Annotated in this window: 14 protein-coding genes; 7 read left to right on the top strand and 7 right to left on the bottom strand. The window is 53.9% G+C overall.

The features are described 5' to 3' along the window. Window positions 1-22: 22 nt before the first annotated feature. Window positions 23-949 (bottom strand): adenylate/guanylate cyclase domain-containing protein, encoded by a 927-nt coding sequence (locus AC2FNU_RS14655; RefSeq protein WP_496789780.1) that lies wholly within the window; start codon window positions 947-949, stop codon window positions 23-25. Window positions 950-1,302: 353 nt separating this feature from the next. Here AC2FNU_RS14655 and AC2FNU_RS14660 point away from each other — a divergent pair, with 353 nt between their 5' ends. The 6 genes from AC2FNU_RS14660 (at window position 1,303) to AC2FNU_RS14685 (ending at window position 8,753) form a co-directional block, all read left to right on the top strand. Continuing rightward, complete coding sequence (locus AC2FNU_RS14660) at window positions 1,303-3,219, top strand: adenylate/guanylate cyclase domain-containing protein (RefSeq protein WP_496789782.1); 1,917 nt, start codon at window positions 1,303-1,305, stop codon at window positions 3,217-3,219. A 543-nt stretch (window positions 3,220-3,762) separates the two neighbouring features. After that, a complete protein-coding gene (locus AC2FNU_RS14665) occupies window positions 3,763-4,509 on the top strand; it encodes an SDR family NAD(P)-dependent oxidoreductase (RefSeq protein WP_496716713.1) in 747 nt (248 codons plus the stop codon). A gap of 167 nt (window positions 4,510-4,676) precedes the next feature. Continuing rightward, window positions 4,677-5,309 carry a tyrosine-type recombinase/integrase gene (locus tag AC2FNU_RS14670; protein ID WP_496789835.1) on the top strand — a complete coding sequence of 211 codons (633 nt, stop codon included), beginning with the start codon at window positions 4,677-4,679 and terminating at the stop codon, window positions 5,307-5,309. 666 nt (window positions 5,310-5,975) lie between these two features. Beyond that, the gene (locus AC2FNU_RS14675; protein ID WP_496789787.1) at window positions 5,976-6,923 is read left to right on the top strand and encodes a C4-dicarboxylate TRAP transporter substrate-binding protein; all 948 of its coding nucleotides are present in this window, start codon (window positions 5,976-5,978) and stop codon (window positions 6,921-6,923) included. A 69-nt stretch (window positions 6,924-6,992) separates the two neighbouring features. After that, window positions 6,993-7,454, top strand: coding sequence for a TRAP transporter small permease (locus AC2FNU_RS14680; protein ID WP_496789790.1), 462 nt, complete (start codon window positions 6,993-6,995; stop codon window positions 7,452-7,454). A gap of 15 nt (window positions 7,455-7,469) precedes the next feature. Continuing rightward, window positions 7,470-8,753, top strand: a complete 1,284-nt coding sequence (locus tag AC2FNU_RS14685; protein ID WP_496789795.1) for a TRAP transporter large permease — start codon at window positions 7,470-7,472, stop codon at window positions 8,751-8,753. Window positions 8,754-9,318: 565 nt separating this feature from the next. Here the strand turns inward: AC2FNU_RS14685 and AC2FNU_RS14690 are convergent. From AC2FNU_RS14690 to gntH, 3 genes are all read right to left on the bottom strand, one after another. Beyond that, on the bottom strand, window positions 9,319-10,446 hold the full coding sequence (locus AC2FNU_RS14690) for a HupE/UreJ family protein (RefSeq protein ID WP_496789800.1): 1,128 nt from the start codon (window positions 10,444-10,446) through the stop codon (window positions 9,319-9,321). A 148-nt stretch (window positions 10,447-10,594) separates the two neighbouring features. Beyond that, window positions 10,595-12,361, bottom strand: coding sequence for a hypothetical protein (locus tag AC2FNU_RS14695; RefSeq protein WP_496789805.1), 1,767 nt, complete (start codon window positions 12,359-12,361; stop codon window positions 10,595-10,597). Window positions 12,362-12,415: 54 nt separating this feature from the next. Continuing rightward, window positions 12,416-13,609, bottom strand: a complete 1,194-nt coding sequence (gntH, locus tag AC2FNU_RS14700; protein WP_496789808.1) for a guanitoxin biosynthesis MBL fold metallo-hydrolase GntH — start codon at window positions 13,607-13,609, stop codon at window positions 12,416-12,418. 124 nt (window positions 13,610-13,733) lie between these two features. On the opposite strand from gntH, the gene AC2FNU_RS14705 reads away from it, so the two are divergent. After that, entirely contained in the window at window positions 13,734-14,303 is a 570-nt protein-coding gene (locus AC2FNU_RS14705) for a TetR/AcrR family transcriptional regulator (protein ID WP_496789811.1), read from the top strand. A 353-nt stretch (window positions 14,304-14,656) separates the two neighbouring features. Here AC2FNU_RS14705 and AC2FNU_RS14710 read toward each other — a convergent pair whose 3' ends face one another. From AC2FNU_RS14710 to AC2FNU_RS14720, 3 genes are all read right to left on the bottom strand, one after another. Beyond that, window positions 14,657-15,148 (bottom strand): DUF2165 family protein, encoded by a 492-nt coding sequence (locus AC2FNU_RS14710; protein ID WP_496789813.1) that lies wholly within the window; start codon window positions 15,146-15,148, stop codon window positions 14,657-14,659. Between the two features lie 53 nt (window positions 15,149-15,201). Then, window positions 15,202-16,863, bottom strand: coding sequence for an ABC transporter substrate-binding protein (locus AC2FNU_RS14715; RefSeq protein ID WP_496789815.1), 1,662 nt, complete (start codon window positions 16,861-16,863; stop codon window positions 15,202-15,204). Between the two features lie 87 nt (window positions 16,864-16,950). Then, window positions 16,951-17,835, bottom strand: a complete 885-nt coding sequence (locus AC2FNU_RS14720; RefSeq protein ID WP_496789817.1) for a TauD/TfdA dioxygenase family protein — start codon at window positions 17,833-17,835, stop codon at window positions 16,951-16,953. Between the last annotated feature and the right edge of the window lie 9 nt (window positions 17,836-17,844).

The raw sequence follows: 17,844 nt of genomic DNA on the forward strand, positions 1-17,844 counted from the left end.
GAAATCGGGTTTAGCGGAGCAATCAAACCATTTTCAGAAGATAGGTTCGCATCGCTTCGGACTTGCCCTTCAGAAAGATCTCGCTTGTTTCGAAGTCGAGCGTTCGAGAACTTAGTTTGTTGTACACACCTTCTGAAAGGAGGATTTCATTTTCCGAAGCTTGGCTTTGGAGGCGGGCAGCCGTGTTCACAACATCGCCGACCGCAGTAAAACTTCTGGATGAGCCGGTTGCCATTTCCCCAACTTGCGCAACGCCGATGTTTATACCAATCCCAACGCTCAGCATGCTGGGTTCAGACTTTATTCTTTCCAACAGGCGTTGCGCTGCCCGAAGCATTACATCTGCCGTTCGTTCCCTAAGCGACGCCATCTGAACCGGATAAATCGCCATGACCTGGTCTCCGATAAACTCGATCAAAGCATCGTCACGGGCAATTTCTTTTTCCGCAATACCATAGAACCGAGTCAGCATGTCGGCGGCTTCGGCGGGTGAATGCTGTTCGGACCAAGGCGTAAAGCCTCTCATGTCGGCAAATAACAAACCTACCTCGGCATCAAGTGTTTTTGTCGGCAAGCCTTCAAAACAGCTTCTACAAAAGTTCGGGTTTTCTGATGAGGGTTTAATGCCCAAAACTCTGCCAAAACCTCGAAACGGCACAAGGCATAGGCGGCACCTGGGAGATGCGGGGAGCAATCGAGTGAACCTCCGTACGCGTCCCACGAAACCGATCTGACAAAGACTGAACGCAAGGGGCTGATCGTTCGATGTCAGCTTTTTGATCAACCAAGCGTCATGATTGTAAATTAATACCGTAAAACCAATAGCAAGGCCGAGAAACAAAAGGGCTCCTGCGAGTATCGAAAACTTGAGCGCCACGTAGATCGCCGCTGCCAAAAACGCGATCTGAAAGGTTAAAACACCTGCTTCGATGAGTCGGGCGTTTCTCATCATCAATCCTATTTGTAGATGTCCGGCAGCCTACCATTTTTGGCGATTCGCAAAAATATGGGCAGTCTCACCTGCGCTCAACAGAGACTAAATTCGTTTTGGTTCTTATGGAGGCATACTGTCGATCCTGTTGATCGTGCCGGTCCAGATCCTCACGTATCTGCGTTCAGTGGAAACTGCTAAACCACTTGATGTATGCCCGGATTGGGCAGGTAGCATTCGTTCAGGTTCAGTGTTTCAACGGTCAGCGGCTTTTTTGATTGTAACCAGAGCGCCCACCGAACAAGCAAACATACCAGATTGAATTTCGGCGCTTCTTGGAGTGGCGAAGCTTTCTGGCGTACACTCCACCAATGGAACGTCGACTTGCCGCGATCATGGCCGCCGATGTGGTTGGCTACTCAAGCTTGATGGGCGCAGATGAGATCGGCGTTTTGAACGCTCTAAAAGCACTTCGTTCGGAGCTGTTCGATCCGCAGGTCGAGAAACATCACGGTCGCATTGTCAAACTAATGGGTGACGGAACGCTCGTCGAGTTTGCTTCGGTCGTTGATGCAGTGAACTGCGCGACTGATGTTCAAGCGAGGCTTGCGAACCGAAACGATGACCTGCCTCCTGAAGAGCGTCTTGAACTGAGGATAGGTATAAACCTTGGCGACGTGATGATCGACGGCGATGATCTTTACGGTGACGGTGTCAATGTCGCAGCACGGCTTGAAGAACTGGCAGAGCCGGGCAGCGTTTGCGTGTCTGAAGTTGTGGCAACGCAGGCAGCTGGCAAAGTGAACGTTGGTTTCGAATACTTGGGTGAAACCCGCTTGAAGAACATTTCTGAGCCGGTGCGAATTTATCATGTGAACCCGCAGAGCCGCGCGATCAGCCACCGGAGCTGGAATAGGAGCCGCGGCGTCCAGGCGGCAATAGGTGCAGCGCTTCTGATCGTTGCGACAATTGTGGTTTGGCAAAGCATCCATCGCTGGTATGCCAATGATGCTGTTCCTCTTGAAGAAACGACGGCTCTGACTCGGCCTACAGGACCAACGATTGCGGTTTTGTCTTTCGAAAATCTGAGTGGTGACCCTTCGAAGGAGTACTTGTCCGACGGCATCAGCGAGGATGTGATTATTGAGCTCGGGCGATACCGCGACCTCAACGTGTTGTCGCGACACACCACTTTCGCCTACCGTGGGCAGCACCAGGATGTACGCAGTATCGGTGAGTCCTTGGGCGCCGATTTCGTGCTTGAAGGTACGGTACGGCAAGCGGGTGACCGTCTGCGCGTAACGGCGCGCCTGATTGACACCGACAGCAGAGCGCAGGTTTGGTCCGATGCATTCGATGAGAAACTTACGACCGCGAATCTCTTCGATGTGCAATCTCGGATCACCGAGCGCGTTGCAGCTGCGATTGGCGACACGCGCGGCGCCATAAGGCGAACAGACGAACGACGGGCAAGGGCGAAACCGCCAGAAAGGCTGTCGTCGTACGAATGCACTATGTTCTACGACGATCTGTACGACAGGCCAGATGTGCAGAAGCGAGTCCACGGTTGCATCGAAAGGGTCGTCAAAGAAGAGCCGGACTACTGGCGCGCCTGGGCGCAACTGGCCGAGGCACTGCGCGTAGACCTGAGCTTTTTCGGTAATCGCTACTCCGGCACCTATGAGGAAAAACTCAACCGTGCATTAGTTGCCGCCAACCAAGCCAAGGATCTGAACCCAAACTCAGCACGTGTCCGACTTATCTTGGGTATTCTTCTGCTCATGAACGGTGATCGCGACGGTTTTTTTGCCGAGGCTGAAGACGCTCTCGCGGTTGGTGGTGACCGCAGTGTGGAAGCAGAATTCGGCTATTGGCTGATTTGGACCGGGCGTTTTGATCTGGGCGCGGCGCTCCTGAGGCGGGCTATCGACCTCGACCCAGGATCGACCATCAAGGACTGGCATCAAGCGCTCTCGGAATACCACTTTCACAAGGGTGAGTACGAACTTGCGCTTGCCGAGGCACGAAAGGGCGTGCTTCTGGATTATTGGTGGTCGATGATTCCCGAAGTTACCGCTCTCGCCAAACTTGAGCGCGCTGACGAACTTGAACGCGCCCGCAACCGGCTTGAAGCCGCGCGTCCCGGTGTGAAAATCGCAGACATCGTATGGGTGTATCGCCGTTACCAGCGTCCCGACGCGTTGATAGCACCCTACGTTGATGCCTTCCGGAAAGCAGGATTGCCAGAAGGCAAGTACCGAGCACTGGATATGAATGATCTAGGTTAAGTCTTTGTTTGCCCTGGAAACAGATTGCGGTCACTAATCTGACTATTCTCTTGGTTTGAAAAAGCAGAACTACAAAGGCGTTGTTCCGGTGGCTGCTTTTTCGCGATTTGTCAGTTTACCACGCCTCGGAATTTGCGGTCACAGCGAATGTCTCCTCTGATGGGCCGCACCGCAGTATCGAAGCCCACTGGCCAAAGGCAAGTTTGGGCTGGTCCGCTCTGTCGTGATCTTATCAAATCGTAAAGTTGCTGCGGTTGATCCGATGGCTTCAGTGAGCCCAACCTGTGAATTCGAGTTTTGTGCTGCGTGCGCACACAGCGTGGAAAACGCTGCAACTGCGTCAATCTCGATGCTGCCATGCCGCGGGAACACCGGCCATTCGTGCAAGCCGCAGCGCACACCACGCACTCAACGATACAGTTGCGGACGAAGCTGCCGACCATTGAAGGGCATGTTCCGGCTTGATCCGTTGCGCTAGCGGTCGGCGCTTGGCAATATCTTTCTCGGTTGGAGAACTCTGGTTCGAGAAATGGAGAGCGCGAGATGGACATCGCGGGAAAGCCGGCCCTCGTCGTCGGCGGTAGCGGAGGCCTTGGTCGCCGGTTGGTAGAGCGGTTCGCGGAGGCGGGCGCCGACATCGCCGTGGGCTGGAGCGGCGGCGAGGGTCGCGCGGCCGAGGCCTGCGAAGCGGTCGAGAAGCACGGCCGCCGCGCGGTCGCCGTTCGACTCGACTTGCGCGATCCAGCATCGGTCGAAGCGGGCGTGGCGCAGGCGGCGGAGGCATTGGGCGGCCTCGCTATCCTGATGAACGCCGCGGGCGCGGCAGGGGGGCCCTCGGCGGGCGATCTCGCCGACTACGACCCCGAAACCTGGGACCGTATCAGCGACATCAACTTTCGCGGCCCTTTTCTTACCTCCCGGGTCGCCGCGCCGCATCTGCGCGCCGCGCGGGGCGCCATTGTCAATTTCGGCTCCACCATCGGGCACGGGACCTGGGGTGCCGACCGGGCTTTTCAGCCCACGAAGGCGGCAGTCTCGGGCCTAACCCGGTTCCTCGCGGCCTCACTGGCACCAGAGGTGCGCGTGAACTGCGTGGCGCCGGGGCTGATGGAAAACACGGTGATGAGCAGCGGGGCGCCGGAAAGCTTTGTTTCGATGTGGCGCGAGGCGGCGAAGCTAAAGAAGACCACTTCCATCGACGACGTAGCCGAACAGGCTTTGACCTTCTGCCGGGCGGAGACGGTCACTGGCCAGACGCTGGTGATCGACGGTGGCCTGACCTTCCACTAGGTCCCCGCTCATTGTCGCGAAGCTACCGGGGTCCGCCTTGGGCTCAGAGCTGCCGAGTGCTTACGCAGCGCCGATTCATTCGATCGGCCCCTAACAGCTGCCCTTGCCAAGGACGATACAATCTCATTGCCCGCATGGTGCTGGTGACTGGGTTTGGAGGGCAAACTATGCCACGAGTCCAACTTCCTGCAACAACCCCGAAAAGCAGAGCCTGGAACAAGGGGCGGATCATCGGTCAAAAACGGCCTTTACTACCAAAACAGGTCTGGGCAATCCGGGCAAGGCTCGAACTCGCGGGCTATCTGCGCGATCTAGCTTTGTTCAACGTCGCCATCGATAGCAAGTCGCGCGGCTGTGATCTTGTCAGATTGGCGGTGTCTGACCTAGTAAAATATGATCGCGTGCGAGAACGCGTTTCGGTGATCCAGAGCAAGACCAAGCGACCGGTGCAGTTTGAATTGACCGAAAACACACGCGATACCGTCTTGGCGTGGGTTAAATCACCCGAGATGTTTGCTTGCCGCTTTATGTTCCCTAGCCGGTTCCATGACCTGCCGCACATTTCCACCCGACAGTATGGTCGGCTTGTCCGCGATTGGGTGACTGCAATCGGCCTTGAACCAAGTGGTTACGGCACACATTCACTTCGCCGTACAAAGGCGACGGAGATTTACCGCAAGACTGGCAACCTCCGCGCGGTACAACTGCTGCTTGGTCACACGAAGGTCGACAGTACAGTGCGTTATCTTGGCGTCGAACTCGAAGATGCCCTGAGCATCGCCGAGCGCATTGATATCTGAGCGATCTTGGCGAACGGTCCTACCGCTCGCCATTTCGAAGCGGGTGTCTGTACTTCTTGCGGCTAGGGTCTGGATTGAGCCCAAAGCGGTCATGCGTTCCTTAGTGTCGAACTTTTTTCACCGGCTACAAAACATGATCAACACGATAGATTGAAATTAATCAGAAGGATCGTGCCGAGCCGAATTGCTTCATGACTAGTGGCTACTCGAGGATCACGAAATACGTCTATCTGTTGCTTCACAGATCGAACTTCGGCACTGAACTGAGGCGGTATTAAGCAGAAATACCTGGTTAAATCAGCTATTCTTATCTCCAGGTTAGCAGCAGAATCGCTGAGCCAACTTTGCGATTTCAACCGGCCCAAGCATAGCTTGTTGGGCGAAATTTAATTTCTTGCAAAACCGTACAAAATTGAATGAAAATCCTCTTGGGAGGAGATTTGCGCAAACATTGCGCGGCAATTAGGGCCGTTAGGCAGCCTTAAGTGGGCTGCCTTAATCGCTCGGCGCTAAAACGAACGTATCAAAACAACATCGCACACCAGTACCAGCGCGGCAAACGTCAAATTAGGTTACCAAAAAGAAGGATTGCTTGCCCTCGTGTAAGTCAAAAACAGAGAGGAAACTGAGATGATCAAACAACTTACCGCAGCGACAATTGGAGCGTTGCTGACCGCGCAGACCGTCGCAGCAAACGAAATTCAAATTAACATGAGTTTGATTTTTCAGGAATCTGAGTTGCTGACCCAAGAACTGATAAAGGTAACCGACAAAATCCGAGAGCGCACAGACGGTGATGTAGACATCCAGGTTTTCCCCGGCGGCCAGTTGCCAACATACAAGGACAATCTCGAACAGGTCGTCAATGGTGCCGACTGGATCGCTGTTGAGGATCTGACATATGTGGGTGACTACGTGCCGGATTTTGGCGCTCTAGCCGGGCCGATGCTGTACGACAGCTACGACGAATACTTGGCAATGATGGATACCGAGCTTGTCGCCGACTTGACGGCACAGGCCGAAGAGAAGGGCATCAAGATCATCAACGCCGACTACATGTTCGGCTTTCGGCACATGATCACCAATAAACCCATCGAAACGCCTGCGGATTTGGAGGGTATGAAGATCCGGGTGCCAGGCAGCCAGATATTTATCAGCACACTTGATGCAATGGGCGCATCTCCGCAGGCCATACCGTTCACCGAAACCTATTCCGGTGTGCAGCAAGGGGTTGTGGAAGGGCTCGAAGGGTCGATCCTCACAATGTATTCAACCAAGATCTACGAAGTCGCTAACGTCATGAGCATGACAAAGCATTTTCTAGGGACTGTTGGAATCTACATCTCGCCTGCCGTATGGGACAAGCTCACGCCTGAACAACAAGCGATTGTGGAAGAGGAATTTGCTGCCGGTGCGGAATCAAACACAGCAAATCTGATAAAACTTGATGAAGAGTATCGCGCATTGCTCGAAGAGCAGGGCGTGACCTTTGTCGAAGCCGATACTGGCGCATTCAGTGAACTGACGGCCAGCGTCTATACTGAATTCCCTGCGTGGAGCGAGGACATTCGCGCTGTCATTGGTGCCGAACTCGACAAGATACGCGGCAACTAAAGCTCAATTGACGCAGCCCGGACGACATGAGCGCCGGGCTGCGTGACACGAAAGACAGGCAGATAAATTTTGATTACCGTCGTAAAGAACCTCGAAGAGGTCCTCGCTTCGATCGCCATTAGCATCACCGTGGTTTTGGTGATCATTAACGTGATATTGCGCTACGGATTTGGATTTACGCTGCCTTGGGGACAGGAACTTTCAGTTATCTGTTTCATCTGGGCGGTCTATCTCGGCATAAGCTCATGCTACAAAAACAAATTACATATGGGCGTCGATGCGATCCTTGCAATCTTACCAAAAAACGCTCTCGTTCCGTTCAACATACTGATTTATTTGTTTTTACTCGGGCTTAATTGCCTCCTATGCTACCTGAGCTTCCAATATACTATGCTCTCCAACAAGACCACGCCCGTGATGGGGATGCCCTATTTTTGGGTGAACATTGTTTTGGTTTTGTCCTTTGGGCTGATGGCATTTCACACCATCCGCTTGATCTTGGACGAACTGAGAACATTCAAAGAAGCTTAACGGGGTTATTGGAGCATGGAAGACTACATTCCGATGATCTTATTGTTCGTTTTCTTCCTGATGAACATCCCGATTGCGTTTTCGTTGATTGCAGCGGCAATGGTTTACTTCCTGTTCATCAATAACTCTCTGCCGATTGCGCTGGTCATGCAGCGCTTTATTACGTCCGCAGAATCCTTCCCTCTATTGGCGATTCCATTTTTCATCATGGTCGGTTCTGTGATGAATTTTTCCGGAATTAGCCGCAGCCTGCTTGGTTTTGCGGATTCGCTCATCGGGCACAAGACAGGCGGGCTTGCGCAGGTCAATGTCATTTTGAGCACAATGATGGGCGGTATTTCCGGATCCGCGAACGCCGATGCAGCCATGCAATCGAAAATCCTAGCGCCCGAAATGACAAAACGTGGCTATGATCTACCGTTTACCGCGGCCGTCACCGCTGCTTCGTCGTGCATCAGCCCCGTGATTCCTCCGGGTATCAATCTCATAATTTTTGCATTGCTGGCAAACGTATCCGTGCACAGCATGTTCATTGCCGGTTATGTTCCGGCGCTATTGATGGCATTGGCGATGATGGGAACCATTGCCGTGATTGCCAACCGCCGCGGCTACAAGCCTTCGCGGTCCGAACCGGCCCCGGCCAGCGAGCGACTTCGGTACTTTGCAAAGGCTATACCGGCGCTTCTCATTCCATTCGGCGTCATATTGGGAATGCGATTTGGTTTGTTCACTCCGACCGAAGCTGGCGCAGTCGCCGTGTTCCTCTGCACCTTGATCGGGTTCTTTGTCTATAAAGAACTTAAGATAAAGGACTTCGCGCCCATTCTCAGAGAGACCGTTCAAGGCACCAGCACCGTGATGTTCATTATCATAGGCGCTCTGTTGTTCGGCTACTACATGACGTTAGAGCGGATCCCCCACAATATTGCGTCTGCACTCATCGAATTGACTGACAGCAAGCTAGTGCTCTTGTTGCTTATCAACGCATTGCTGCTCGTCGTAGGAATGTTTATCGAGGGCGGTGCCGCGATGATCATTCTGACCCCGCTACTGTTACCAGCCGTACTCAATTTGGGCGTCAATCCCGTTCATTTTGGGGTCATCGTGATTGTGAACATCATGATAGGCGGGGTGACACCGCCTTTTGGATCAATGATGTTCACGGTATGCTCGATCCTAAAGGTCAAAATCCTGGATTTTGTTAAGGAAGTGATACCACTGCTGCTCGCGCTATTAGCGGTGCTATTGTTGCTAACCTATTCCGAGGGGCTCGTGTTGTTCCTACCCAACCTCCTGTAAACTCTCCACCGGATTTTAGGAATTTGTCCGCGTTCTCAAATTGCCTCGGGTCATGCACGCCCGCGAAGAAGAGTACAATGCGTCCAAAGCCCGATCCTGGATCTCCCGTTGAGTGAAGCCAAGCTTGGACGATGGTCCGAGCATTGCAATGTGGGTGCAATTTTGGCCTTCTGTACTTGTATCGATCCGCTTGGTCTCCGAAAAAGACTTTTTGGGAGATTGGACCAAACAGACACTTATAGACTGAACATCAAAGGATAAGAGACTTTAAGAGTCCGCTTTGTCCGCAACTGTATCGTTGAGTGCGTGGTGTGCGCTGCGGCTTGCACGAATCGCCGGTGTTCCCGCGGCATGGCAGCATCGAGATTGACGCAGTTGCAGCGTTTTCCACGCTGCGTGCGCACGCAGCACAAAACTCGAATTCACAGGTTGGGCTCAAGGCCGCCAGTTGACGCAAACCGCAGCGAATTACTGCATCGAGCCCAATCTGTCTTATGCTGCGGAACAGCCGAATGTTCGCTTTTTCTCCTAGGCGACCATCACGGCACGCGCCATCGCAATGACCTTAAGCCAGCGTGGAATAAACCTCGGCAACTCGCTGAAAGGTCCAATAGCAGGCGATAGTCGCACATCCACCGGCTAAGCCCACTCGTAGGGACATCCACAAACTGGAGTTCACGCGCCGACACATTGTCAAGGCAGGCCAGAGCGCAAGAATAATGGCGACCTGGCCAAGCTCGACGCCAAGATTGAAAGCAAGCAGGCTCTGCCAGATGTTTGGGGATGTAACCTGCAAGATCTTGTGCAACACAAAGCTAAACCCAAGCCCGTGCAAGAGGCCAATCAGTGTCGTCAGAAGCACCATCGTGACTTCAGAGCGCGCGTTGTCCTTGGAACTCATAAACGCTGCTGCGGCTGCAAAAATTATAGAAAGCGCGATCCCGGTTTCAATGGCAGGGACAAACCACGCACCCGCTGGCACAAACCCGAAAAACCCCAGCGACAAAGTTACGCTATGCCCAACGGTAAAACCGGTTGCACGCAGCAATAGCGCCCTGAGGGTTTGCGCTCCAAGGACCAAACACACAACAAACAGAACATGATCCAATCCTTCGAGGATATGTCGTATACCTTCCCAGACAAAACTCAGGAATCCTCCATACCCCTCTTGCTGAACCACCAATGGTTCAGTCATCAGGCCCCGAGATCGGAATATCTGCGGTGTGTCCGACGCGTAGTCGAGAATGAGGTTGGCCGTCTGGTCCTGATCGGGCAAGCCGGGCTCCAGCACGTTGGAAATGCTGTACGATTGGACCGGGCCGTCAGTGTCATAATGCAGGACGAGATCGACAATTGTGTCACCAACAAAAAGCGGTGGCGTTAAGGCTGTTTCGGTGTCCACGGCCTGTTGAGCTTCGGCCAAAGTTGCAAATCCAGGCTCATTTCCAACGCGATGCAAGCGAACGGACTTAACTGTTCCTCTTAAGCGCTGATTGTCGACCAACAGATGCAACCCACCTTCGGCGTATTGCCCCAGCCCCTTGGGATCGCTCATGACGGCCTGCAAGTCGACAAAGTGGACCAACTGACCGTCGCTCAAGGCATTAGTCGTGAATGGTGCAGCTTTCGGCAAGGCATCACCATCCTGATCACCGACCTTATCTGCAACCAGATAAGGCATGGGCGTACGCATGTAGATACGTAGACCGTCTTCGGAATGCTCAACATGCGAAATTCGAACGTTGAGGTTAAGCAAAAAATGCGCCGAGGCTGACAGCGTCAATGACAAAAGCAAACCGACAAACAGAGCGCCGAAAGCAAAAACCTTTGATCTTAAATACTTATGCATTTGGATCGCGAGCCTCGATTACGGTTAATCCATCCAGCTTCCATTGCCCTGACTCAGGTACGACCTCGGCCAACACCCGAAACGTAACGGCGCGCAAATGGCCGTGCCCCCAATGACCGCCTAGTGCTTTCACTGTCCATTTGGTCAGCGCACTAAACCCTCCCGGCTTGAGGGTCGGGTCAACGCGCTCTATTCTCAGGGCACTAATATCGGTAACTGTAGCAAGACTGCCTCCCGGCGTTCGGATTACGAGACCACGTTCCACCTCTGTTGCGATGTCGCTCAGAGACGCCGCCGTTACAATATGTGCCAGCTCTGACTTTCTTGCGGCTGGCGAAGTTTCCAGGGTCACCGTGCTCAGGTTTTCAACCAGCGAGCGCAGTATTTCTTCCGCTACCTGAGGTTCAGGGGGGTCAGGCTTCTTCCAGCGTAAATCCGGCAAATATCCCGAAAATGCGACGGTTGCCGATGTTGCGGCAATCATGGATACGCAACTGACGCGCTTTGCAACTTTGTCCTTGCATAGCAGGAAGAAACCAAGTGAGGCGGCACTGATCATCCCGGAGATCAAAGCCATTGCCGGGTTCTGCCGTGTCTGCTGCTCAACTGGGATCTGAGTAACAGATGCTCTTTCGTATTGAAGCAAGTGGTTCTGCCAATGAAACTGAGGGTCCGCCGGTGTCACAGCTCCAAAGAACGGTCCGGCGATATCGCTTGAAATGGTCGCAACGCGGGAAATTTCCTCGTCAAACATATCCCATGTGACAGTCACCTGATCGGGAAGGTCTGCTATTGAGAAAGATAGGATAGCCCCGATAAACGCATTGTTCACGGACACTTGTTTTCCGGGCTCGACAACCTGAAAACCCTGCGATGTCAGCTCCAGGAGTTTTGCTGTAGCGTTCGACGGTTGCACTGATTTGCCATCAATTGACACCGGGTTGCGAGAAACCAGGAAAGACGCCGCCTGGTTTACGATCAAGGCGCTATGCTGTGGCGAAAGCGTTTGCCCCACTTCGAAAGTTTCACCAATCCAAGGCGCCAGTTCACGCAAGCGGATCAGCGTCTCATGCCGAACTTCACGAGGTTCGATGTAAAGAAAGGTGGATGTCCCGTCCTGCGCTTTTCGATTCAGGCTTTCAGCAGAAAAGCGGCTGTCCCACGGATCAGGCCAGTGAATCTTTAACTCTGCCGGCTTTGCCAAGAAACTGAAATCCGTGACCGGAACCTCTCGATCAAAAACCTGCATTCCGATAGTCGCAAGGGGTTCACCATCCCGCGATGGAGGCACAATCGTCAGCTCCTTGGGAACTGAGTTTTGAAACGAAAAGAACGCTTTGACGAACAAAACACGCGGATCTGCTGGCGGGCTGGGCACAATTTGACCTGAGAATGGATCGCGCTGTCCCGCAAGCGGTGAGGCCCGGTCTATGCGCGTTCGGTATTCTAACTTTCTGATTTCAGCGTGTAGGGCCTGTCCGTCCCTTCCAACAATCGACAGCGCCCGACTTTCGGCTTGGGCAGAACCTTGATTGGAACCTTGTTCAGCATCTGGCTCACCCCTGACGAAATCGGATGACGAACCGATTGGCAGCATATCCGCAAACAACGGAATATCTTCGACATAGACTTCAAGGTCGACGTAGACCCCATCGTCTTTGACATGAAGGACAGCGATGTTGGGGGCGACTTCTGGTCCGTTTGTCAGAACGACATCCGCCGAAACGGCCTGTGCACCTGAGGCCATCAGGCTCAGCATCAGGAATAGTCGGCACAGATACTGCCAAATTTGAATTTTGTTCACCCCTGAACGTTAGTTATCCGGCATTGGAGGTGGTGTGTAACCGTCCCACTTACCTGCTTGGACTTTATCAGAAGGCTCTTTTTCATCCGAACGCGGGGCGTTGATGTATTCGTCGCTCACAGCTGGTGGCAACGCATAGTCATCGACGCTCGCTTCCCGAACAACGATCTGGTCCTTGGTCACGTTGATCACCTGAAGATCCCGCGCCAGCGTGAGTGGTCCATCGTAAGTCGAACGTACGCCTTCAAGGATTGCCTGATAATTTTCGGGTGAAAGAACAGAGTGATACCCCAGCGCCATACGCGGTTCGACCGCAGACATCACTTTGCCAAAGGCCGCAGGTTCAGTATGAACGCGCGAAGCGACATAGGTCGCCTGTTTCATGTCCCAGCCAAAATAAGGGGCTAGCGCATCCGGTGGCAGGAAGGCCTCGTGAGACGCGATGTCCGCCCCTTTGGCATATTCGACATACCATTTGTTCGGGTAAGTATCTCCGCCGAAGACGTATTTCAGCCCATTCCATTCCAGAGAATAACTCACCGAGCCATCTAAGCTGTGGATCGCAGGCCAGGAACGGATCGTTACGTCGTTCTCCTGATAAACGATCTCGTTTTCCTGCATGTAATCGAACTCTGTTACTTCGAGCTTGGCACCATCATCCGGCAGCGCCCCCGTACGTGTGGCCAGATCCCAAGCATAGGCTTTAGATATGCCTTCTACATAGGCTTTGGTCCCAAGCTCGTCTTCTGACCCAGATGGTCCGAAGACGCGAAGCGGAGTATATCTACCCGAAAGCCATCCCCCAACATGAAGACCCATGAAATCTCCAACGTGGTCGACATGCAAATGGCTGAAGAAGACCTTGTCGATCTTTGCAAAATCCGGTCGCAGCGAAAACAGGTTGCCCGTTGCACCCGTGCCCACGTCAAACAGGAAAACTTCTCCATTTCCTAGTTCAACATAAAATGAAATCGAAACGGCGGCCTTGGTTTGGTTTGGCATCCCCGTACCCAATGCAGTGATACGCATCTCATCTGCGCCAAGGATTTCAGTGTTGGGAAAGTAGGACGCGGGATAAACACCATTTTCAATTGCAGAGGCAGTTCGACCAGTCGGCAGCGCGTTTTGCGCTGAAGCGGTGGCAGCCAACGACAAACCCAAAGCTAATACTGCGCCAGTCGTGGAATTCATAATGCTTTTCATTGATCCCCCCTTTTCTGCATGGCGTTTCGGAGAGCACGATGTCGTGAACTCCCAGTTGTCCATAGACTTCTCTACGGTACGACCATAGACTACTCTATGTCAAACATTGAATGCTATAATCTGAATGTCAGAAACTATCACCCGAAACTCACCTAGAAATGCCGCAACCAAGGAAGACTGGATTTTTCTGGCCTACAAAGTCCTCAATGAGGGCGGCGTTTCCGCGATAAAAGTCGTGCCAATGGCAAAGCGACTGAACCTGACAAGCGGAAGCTTTTACTGGCATTTCAAGAATGTCCGTGAGCTTCTGGATGAGGTTCTCAGATATTGGGAGCAGGAACTGACTGACAAAGTGATCGCACAGGCAAAGACATTTGGCGGTTCCCCGGAAGACCGCATTCTTCTTCTTATGAAAAAGGTTATTGAAGAGGATGCCGCCTTGCCGGATCACGCTGTCTCAGTGTGGGCGAATACCGATGAGAAGGTGAAAGAATCGTATCAAAGAACCATCGGCAAACGGTTCCAATTCGCCGCCTGGATGTTTGAACAGGCCGGATTTTCGAAGGAAGAAGCTAAAGCGCGCGGAAGACTGATGGTCACTTCGCTAATGGGAGACTCTTCGACCGGTCTGAAAGCGCAAGGCGATTGGGAGAAAGTTATAGAGCGGGAACATGCGATTCTTGTCGGAAAGTAGAAGATAAAACAAGAAAGTTGCCCGACATTGTAAGTTTGCTCGAAACGGACCGCCAGTTTTTTTGCCCTATAGGAAGAGCACACGTTACAATGCCAGAGGCCGATGTTCAGTCTGTGACCATCAAGGTCCGCTTCGCCCGCTGATCCCGACGTCAACAAGAGCCCTGAACTCGCGGCTACAACGAATGGTTGCTTTAGCGGGCTGCGACCGCCGCATCCTGACAACGTCTCTAGTGTCGGCTAAGGGCCGTCCACCGCATGACGGTCAGCAGCCATCTTTCAGATGCCGCGCAGCATCTGAGGGCCGTGGTGAGCCCGAAGCGGACCTTTCATGATCCAACCAGATGTTGAGATTCAGGCCACAATCAGTAGCACTATCGTTGCCAGCCCCCACAGTGTCATCTGGTAGTGCGTATTCTGTGCACCTTCGTGGCAAAACCAATAGCAGAACCAGTTTCCTACTATCAAAAAACCAGCCCACGTGGCGGTGAACAGCAAAACACCCAGCACCCCGATAGCGCGGGCGCTTGAGGGGTCGATCACACCCATGAGGGCAAGGATAAGCGACACGACCCCGGCCCAGAGGGTAAGGGTCGCGATGCCTTCCCAGCAAACAATCAGTTTGAACAGGAACTTTTGCATCGCGGGGTTTTCGATGCTGCGGTGGGCGACGACCTCATACGCCTCGGGATACTCTTCACGCATCCGCTCCATTGTCAGGACCTGGGTGGTGAAGGTCTCGTTGAGATCGGGATGCATAACGTTTTCGATGAAACCTGTGCTTAGCCATGCGGCAAGAAAAAAGACGGCTGCGGTTTGCGTAACCAATACCACCAGTTCAAACAATATGACTTACTCCGCTAATATCGCGGGGTGACACAGGCCACCCCGCAGCGTTGTTAACTCCAATACATCTGCGCTGGACGTATTTCCAACGAGATGTGCTGGGCAGCTCCGCCAAGCCCCTCGCGGGTGTGATTGTACAGCGACCGCCAATACGGTTGGATCGTCACCCCTTCGTCGCGGACAATCTGTTCGCCTTGGGCCATCAACTCGCGGCGTTTCTCGACATCGGGGGTTGCAAGCGCTTGTTCAAGGATCGTGTCAAATTCGGGACTGGCCCAACCGAACTCGTTCCACGGTTCCCCCGACCGATAGGCCAGCGCCCAGATCTGGACACCCAAGGGACGGTGGTTCCAGTTGGTTGAGCTAAACGGGTACTTCGCCCAGTCATTCCAGAAGGTCGACCCCGGCAGAACCGTGCGCTTGACCTTGATACCGGCATCCCGAAGCTGAGCGGCAACGGCGTCGGTGGTGTCTTTGCGCCACGCATCGTCGATGGACAGAAGCTCATGCTCATAGTCTTCCATCCCGGCTTCCTGGATCAGTTCAAGGGCGCGGGCAGGGTCATAGGTTGGCATGCCGATATCGGCGTACTCCGGATGCGCGGGTCCGACATGGTGGTTGGCGGCAACTGCACCGCGACCGCCATACCCAAGTTCGAGTAGCACGGCGTTGTCCACGGCCATTGATATGGCCTGACGGACACGCTTGTCGGCATAAGGCCGGACGCCGTCAACTTCGGCCAGTTGGTTGGGACGGATAACAATCGTCGCCATGGTAACGACCTCATTTTCCACCCAGCCATCCAGTGAGCTCAGGATGTCGATGAACTCTCCTTCCGAAATGTAAATCATGTCGACCTCACCGGCATCCGCAGCCGCAAGGTGTGCCGACGGGTCTGTCCCGAAGTCAATGTATTCGATACGGTCGAGCCAGGCGCCGTTCCCGGCATTCCACCAGGTGTGGTCATCATTGCGGACCAATACGCCTTTAACGCCAACTTCAAGGCTTTCGGGCAGGTAGGCACCGGTACCAATCGGGTTACCCAGCATGTTTTCCGGGTCATGTGACGAATGCACGATGGCTGCCGGATAGTCTGCCATACCTGCGATCAGGGAAATGTCCGGGCGCGGCAGGTTCAGTTGGACTGTGTGAGTGTCAATAACTTCGATGGCACCTTCCAGCGCGCGCTCTGTTTCCGGATCGACCAGAACCGAGAAACGCCCGGCCATGGAGTTACCTTCCACCGACTTGTCGCACCAACCGGTGATGTTGCGTGCCACATCGTCGGCGGTAAACTCGTCGCCGTTATTCCAGGTCACGCCATTTCGAACGTTCAGAGTATAAGTCTGCGCGTCATCCGAAATCTCCCAGCTCTCCAGCAGGGCCGGTTTGAAGGTGCCGTCGTTTTCGTATGTAACAAGGTTTTCCAGCCAGCCTTTGGCAAAATTCGCGATTTCATTCCAATCGAACGTGCGCGGGTCCTTGAGGCCACGTACGTCCATTTGGATGCGCACCGTACCGCCCTGTTTTGGCTCAGCTGCAGCCTGGACCGGTGTGGGCAGGCCGAGCATCGCATAAGCCGTGGCGGTGGTTGCCCCGAATGAGCTGGCGATGGCCAGAAATTCACGGCGGTTCACCGCATCCTTGCCGACCTTCCTGGCCTGATCGGTAATCACTTGCGGCAGTGGTTTCCCTGTACGGGTTCTGAAAGTCATGTGTTTTCCTCTCTGTTGGTCGTGAGGTGGACCCCTCAGTGGGTGCGGCGTGTTTCGCCATGTGGTGCCCGGCCGCGTTGCCGGGTTCTATTGTGATATGCGCATGGTTTCGATTGCGTCGGCTGCCGTGACGGTCGAGCAGATGCTCGACAGCACACGCGGCTGTTCGTAGGGCCAGGGTGTGCCACGGTGGAGCACCGCGCGCTGGTCCCAGAGCAGAACATCGCCGACCTGCCAGTTGTGTGAATAGACAAACTGCGGTTGCGTGCAGAAATCGATGAGCTCTTCGATGATCGCCTGGCCTTCGGCTTCGCCGTAGCCATCCAGTTTGAACGCGTGTGACGCGATATAAAGCGCCTCACGCCCGTTTACCGGATTGCGCCACAGCGCGTTCCAATGCTGGTCTGGCCATTTGTTGAACATTGGCAATTCGGCCAGTTCGGGCGAGATCTTGCGACGCGAATGGCTGTAGCGATGCCAGATGCCGCGTCCGCGCACCTTTGCCTTCAAATCTTCGGGCATGTTCGCCCAGGCCGCGCGGGTGCTGGCCAGTTCCGTGGCACCGCCCTCGGCCGTGACGACCCGGCCGATCAGAATATTCGTAAGGGCAGGTGTTGGCAAAAAGGTGCTGTCGGAATGCCATAGGAAATTCGATTTCAGGTTCAGCGTGTGCAGATCCATTTCTTCGGTGATCGAACCGTCGTCCCGCACGTTGGAAACTGTTGGAACCTCGAATTTTTCGCCCTTTTTACGCTCGTCAGCTTTGCGGTCCTCGATAGGGCCGAACAGCTCGGCCAGTTGCTTGTGCTGGGCGTCCGAGATGTGCTGATCACGGAACAAGAGGGCTGAATGTTCTTCGAATAGCGCGCGTATTTGCCCGAACAACCGGCTGTCGGTGGCGTCAGTCAGATTGATCCCGGTCACTTCAACTCCGAAATGCGGGTTCAGGGGGCGTGTTTCAAATGCGGACATGGCGACCTC

This window comes from Ruegeria sp. BHSB064 (assembly GCF_059613205.1).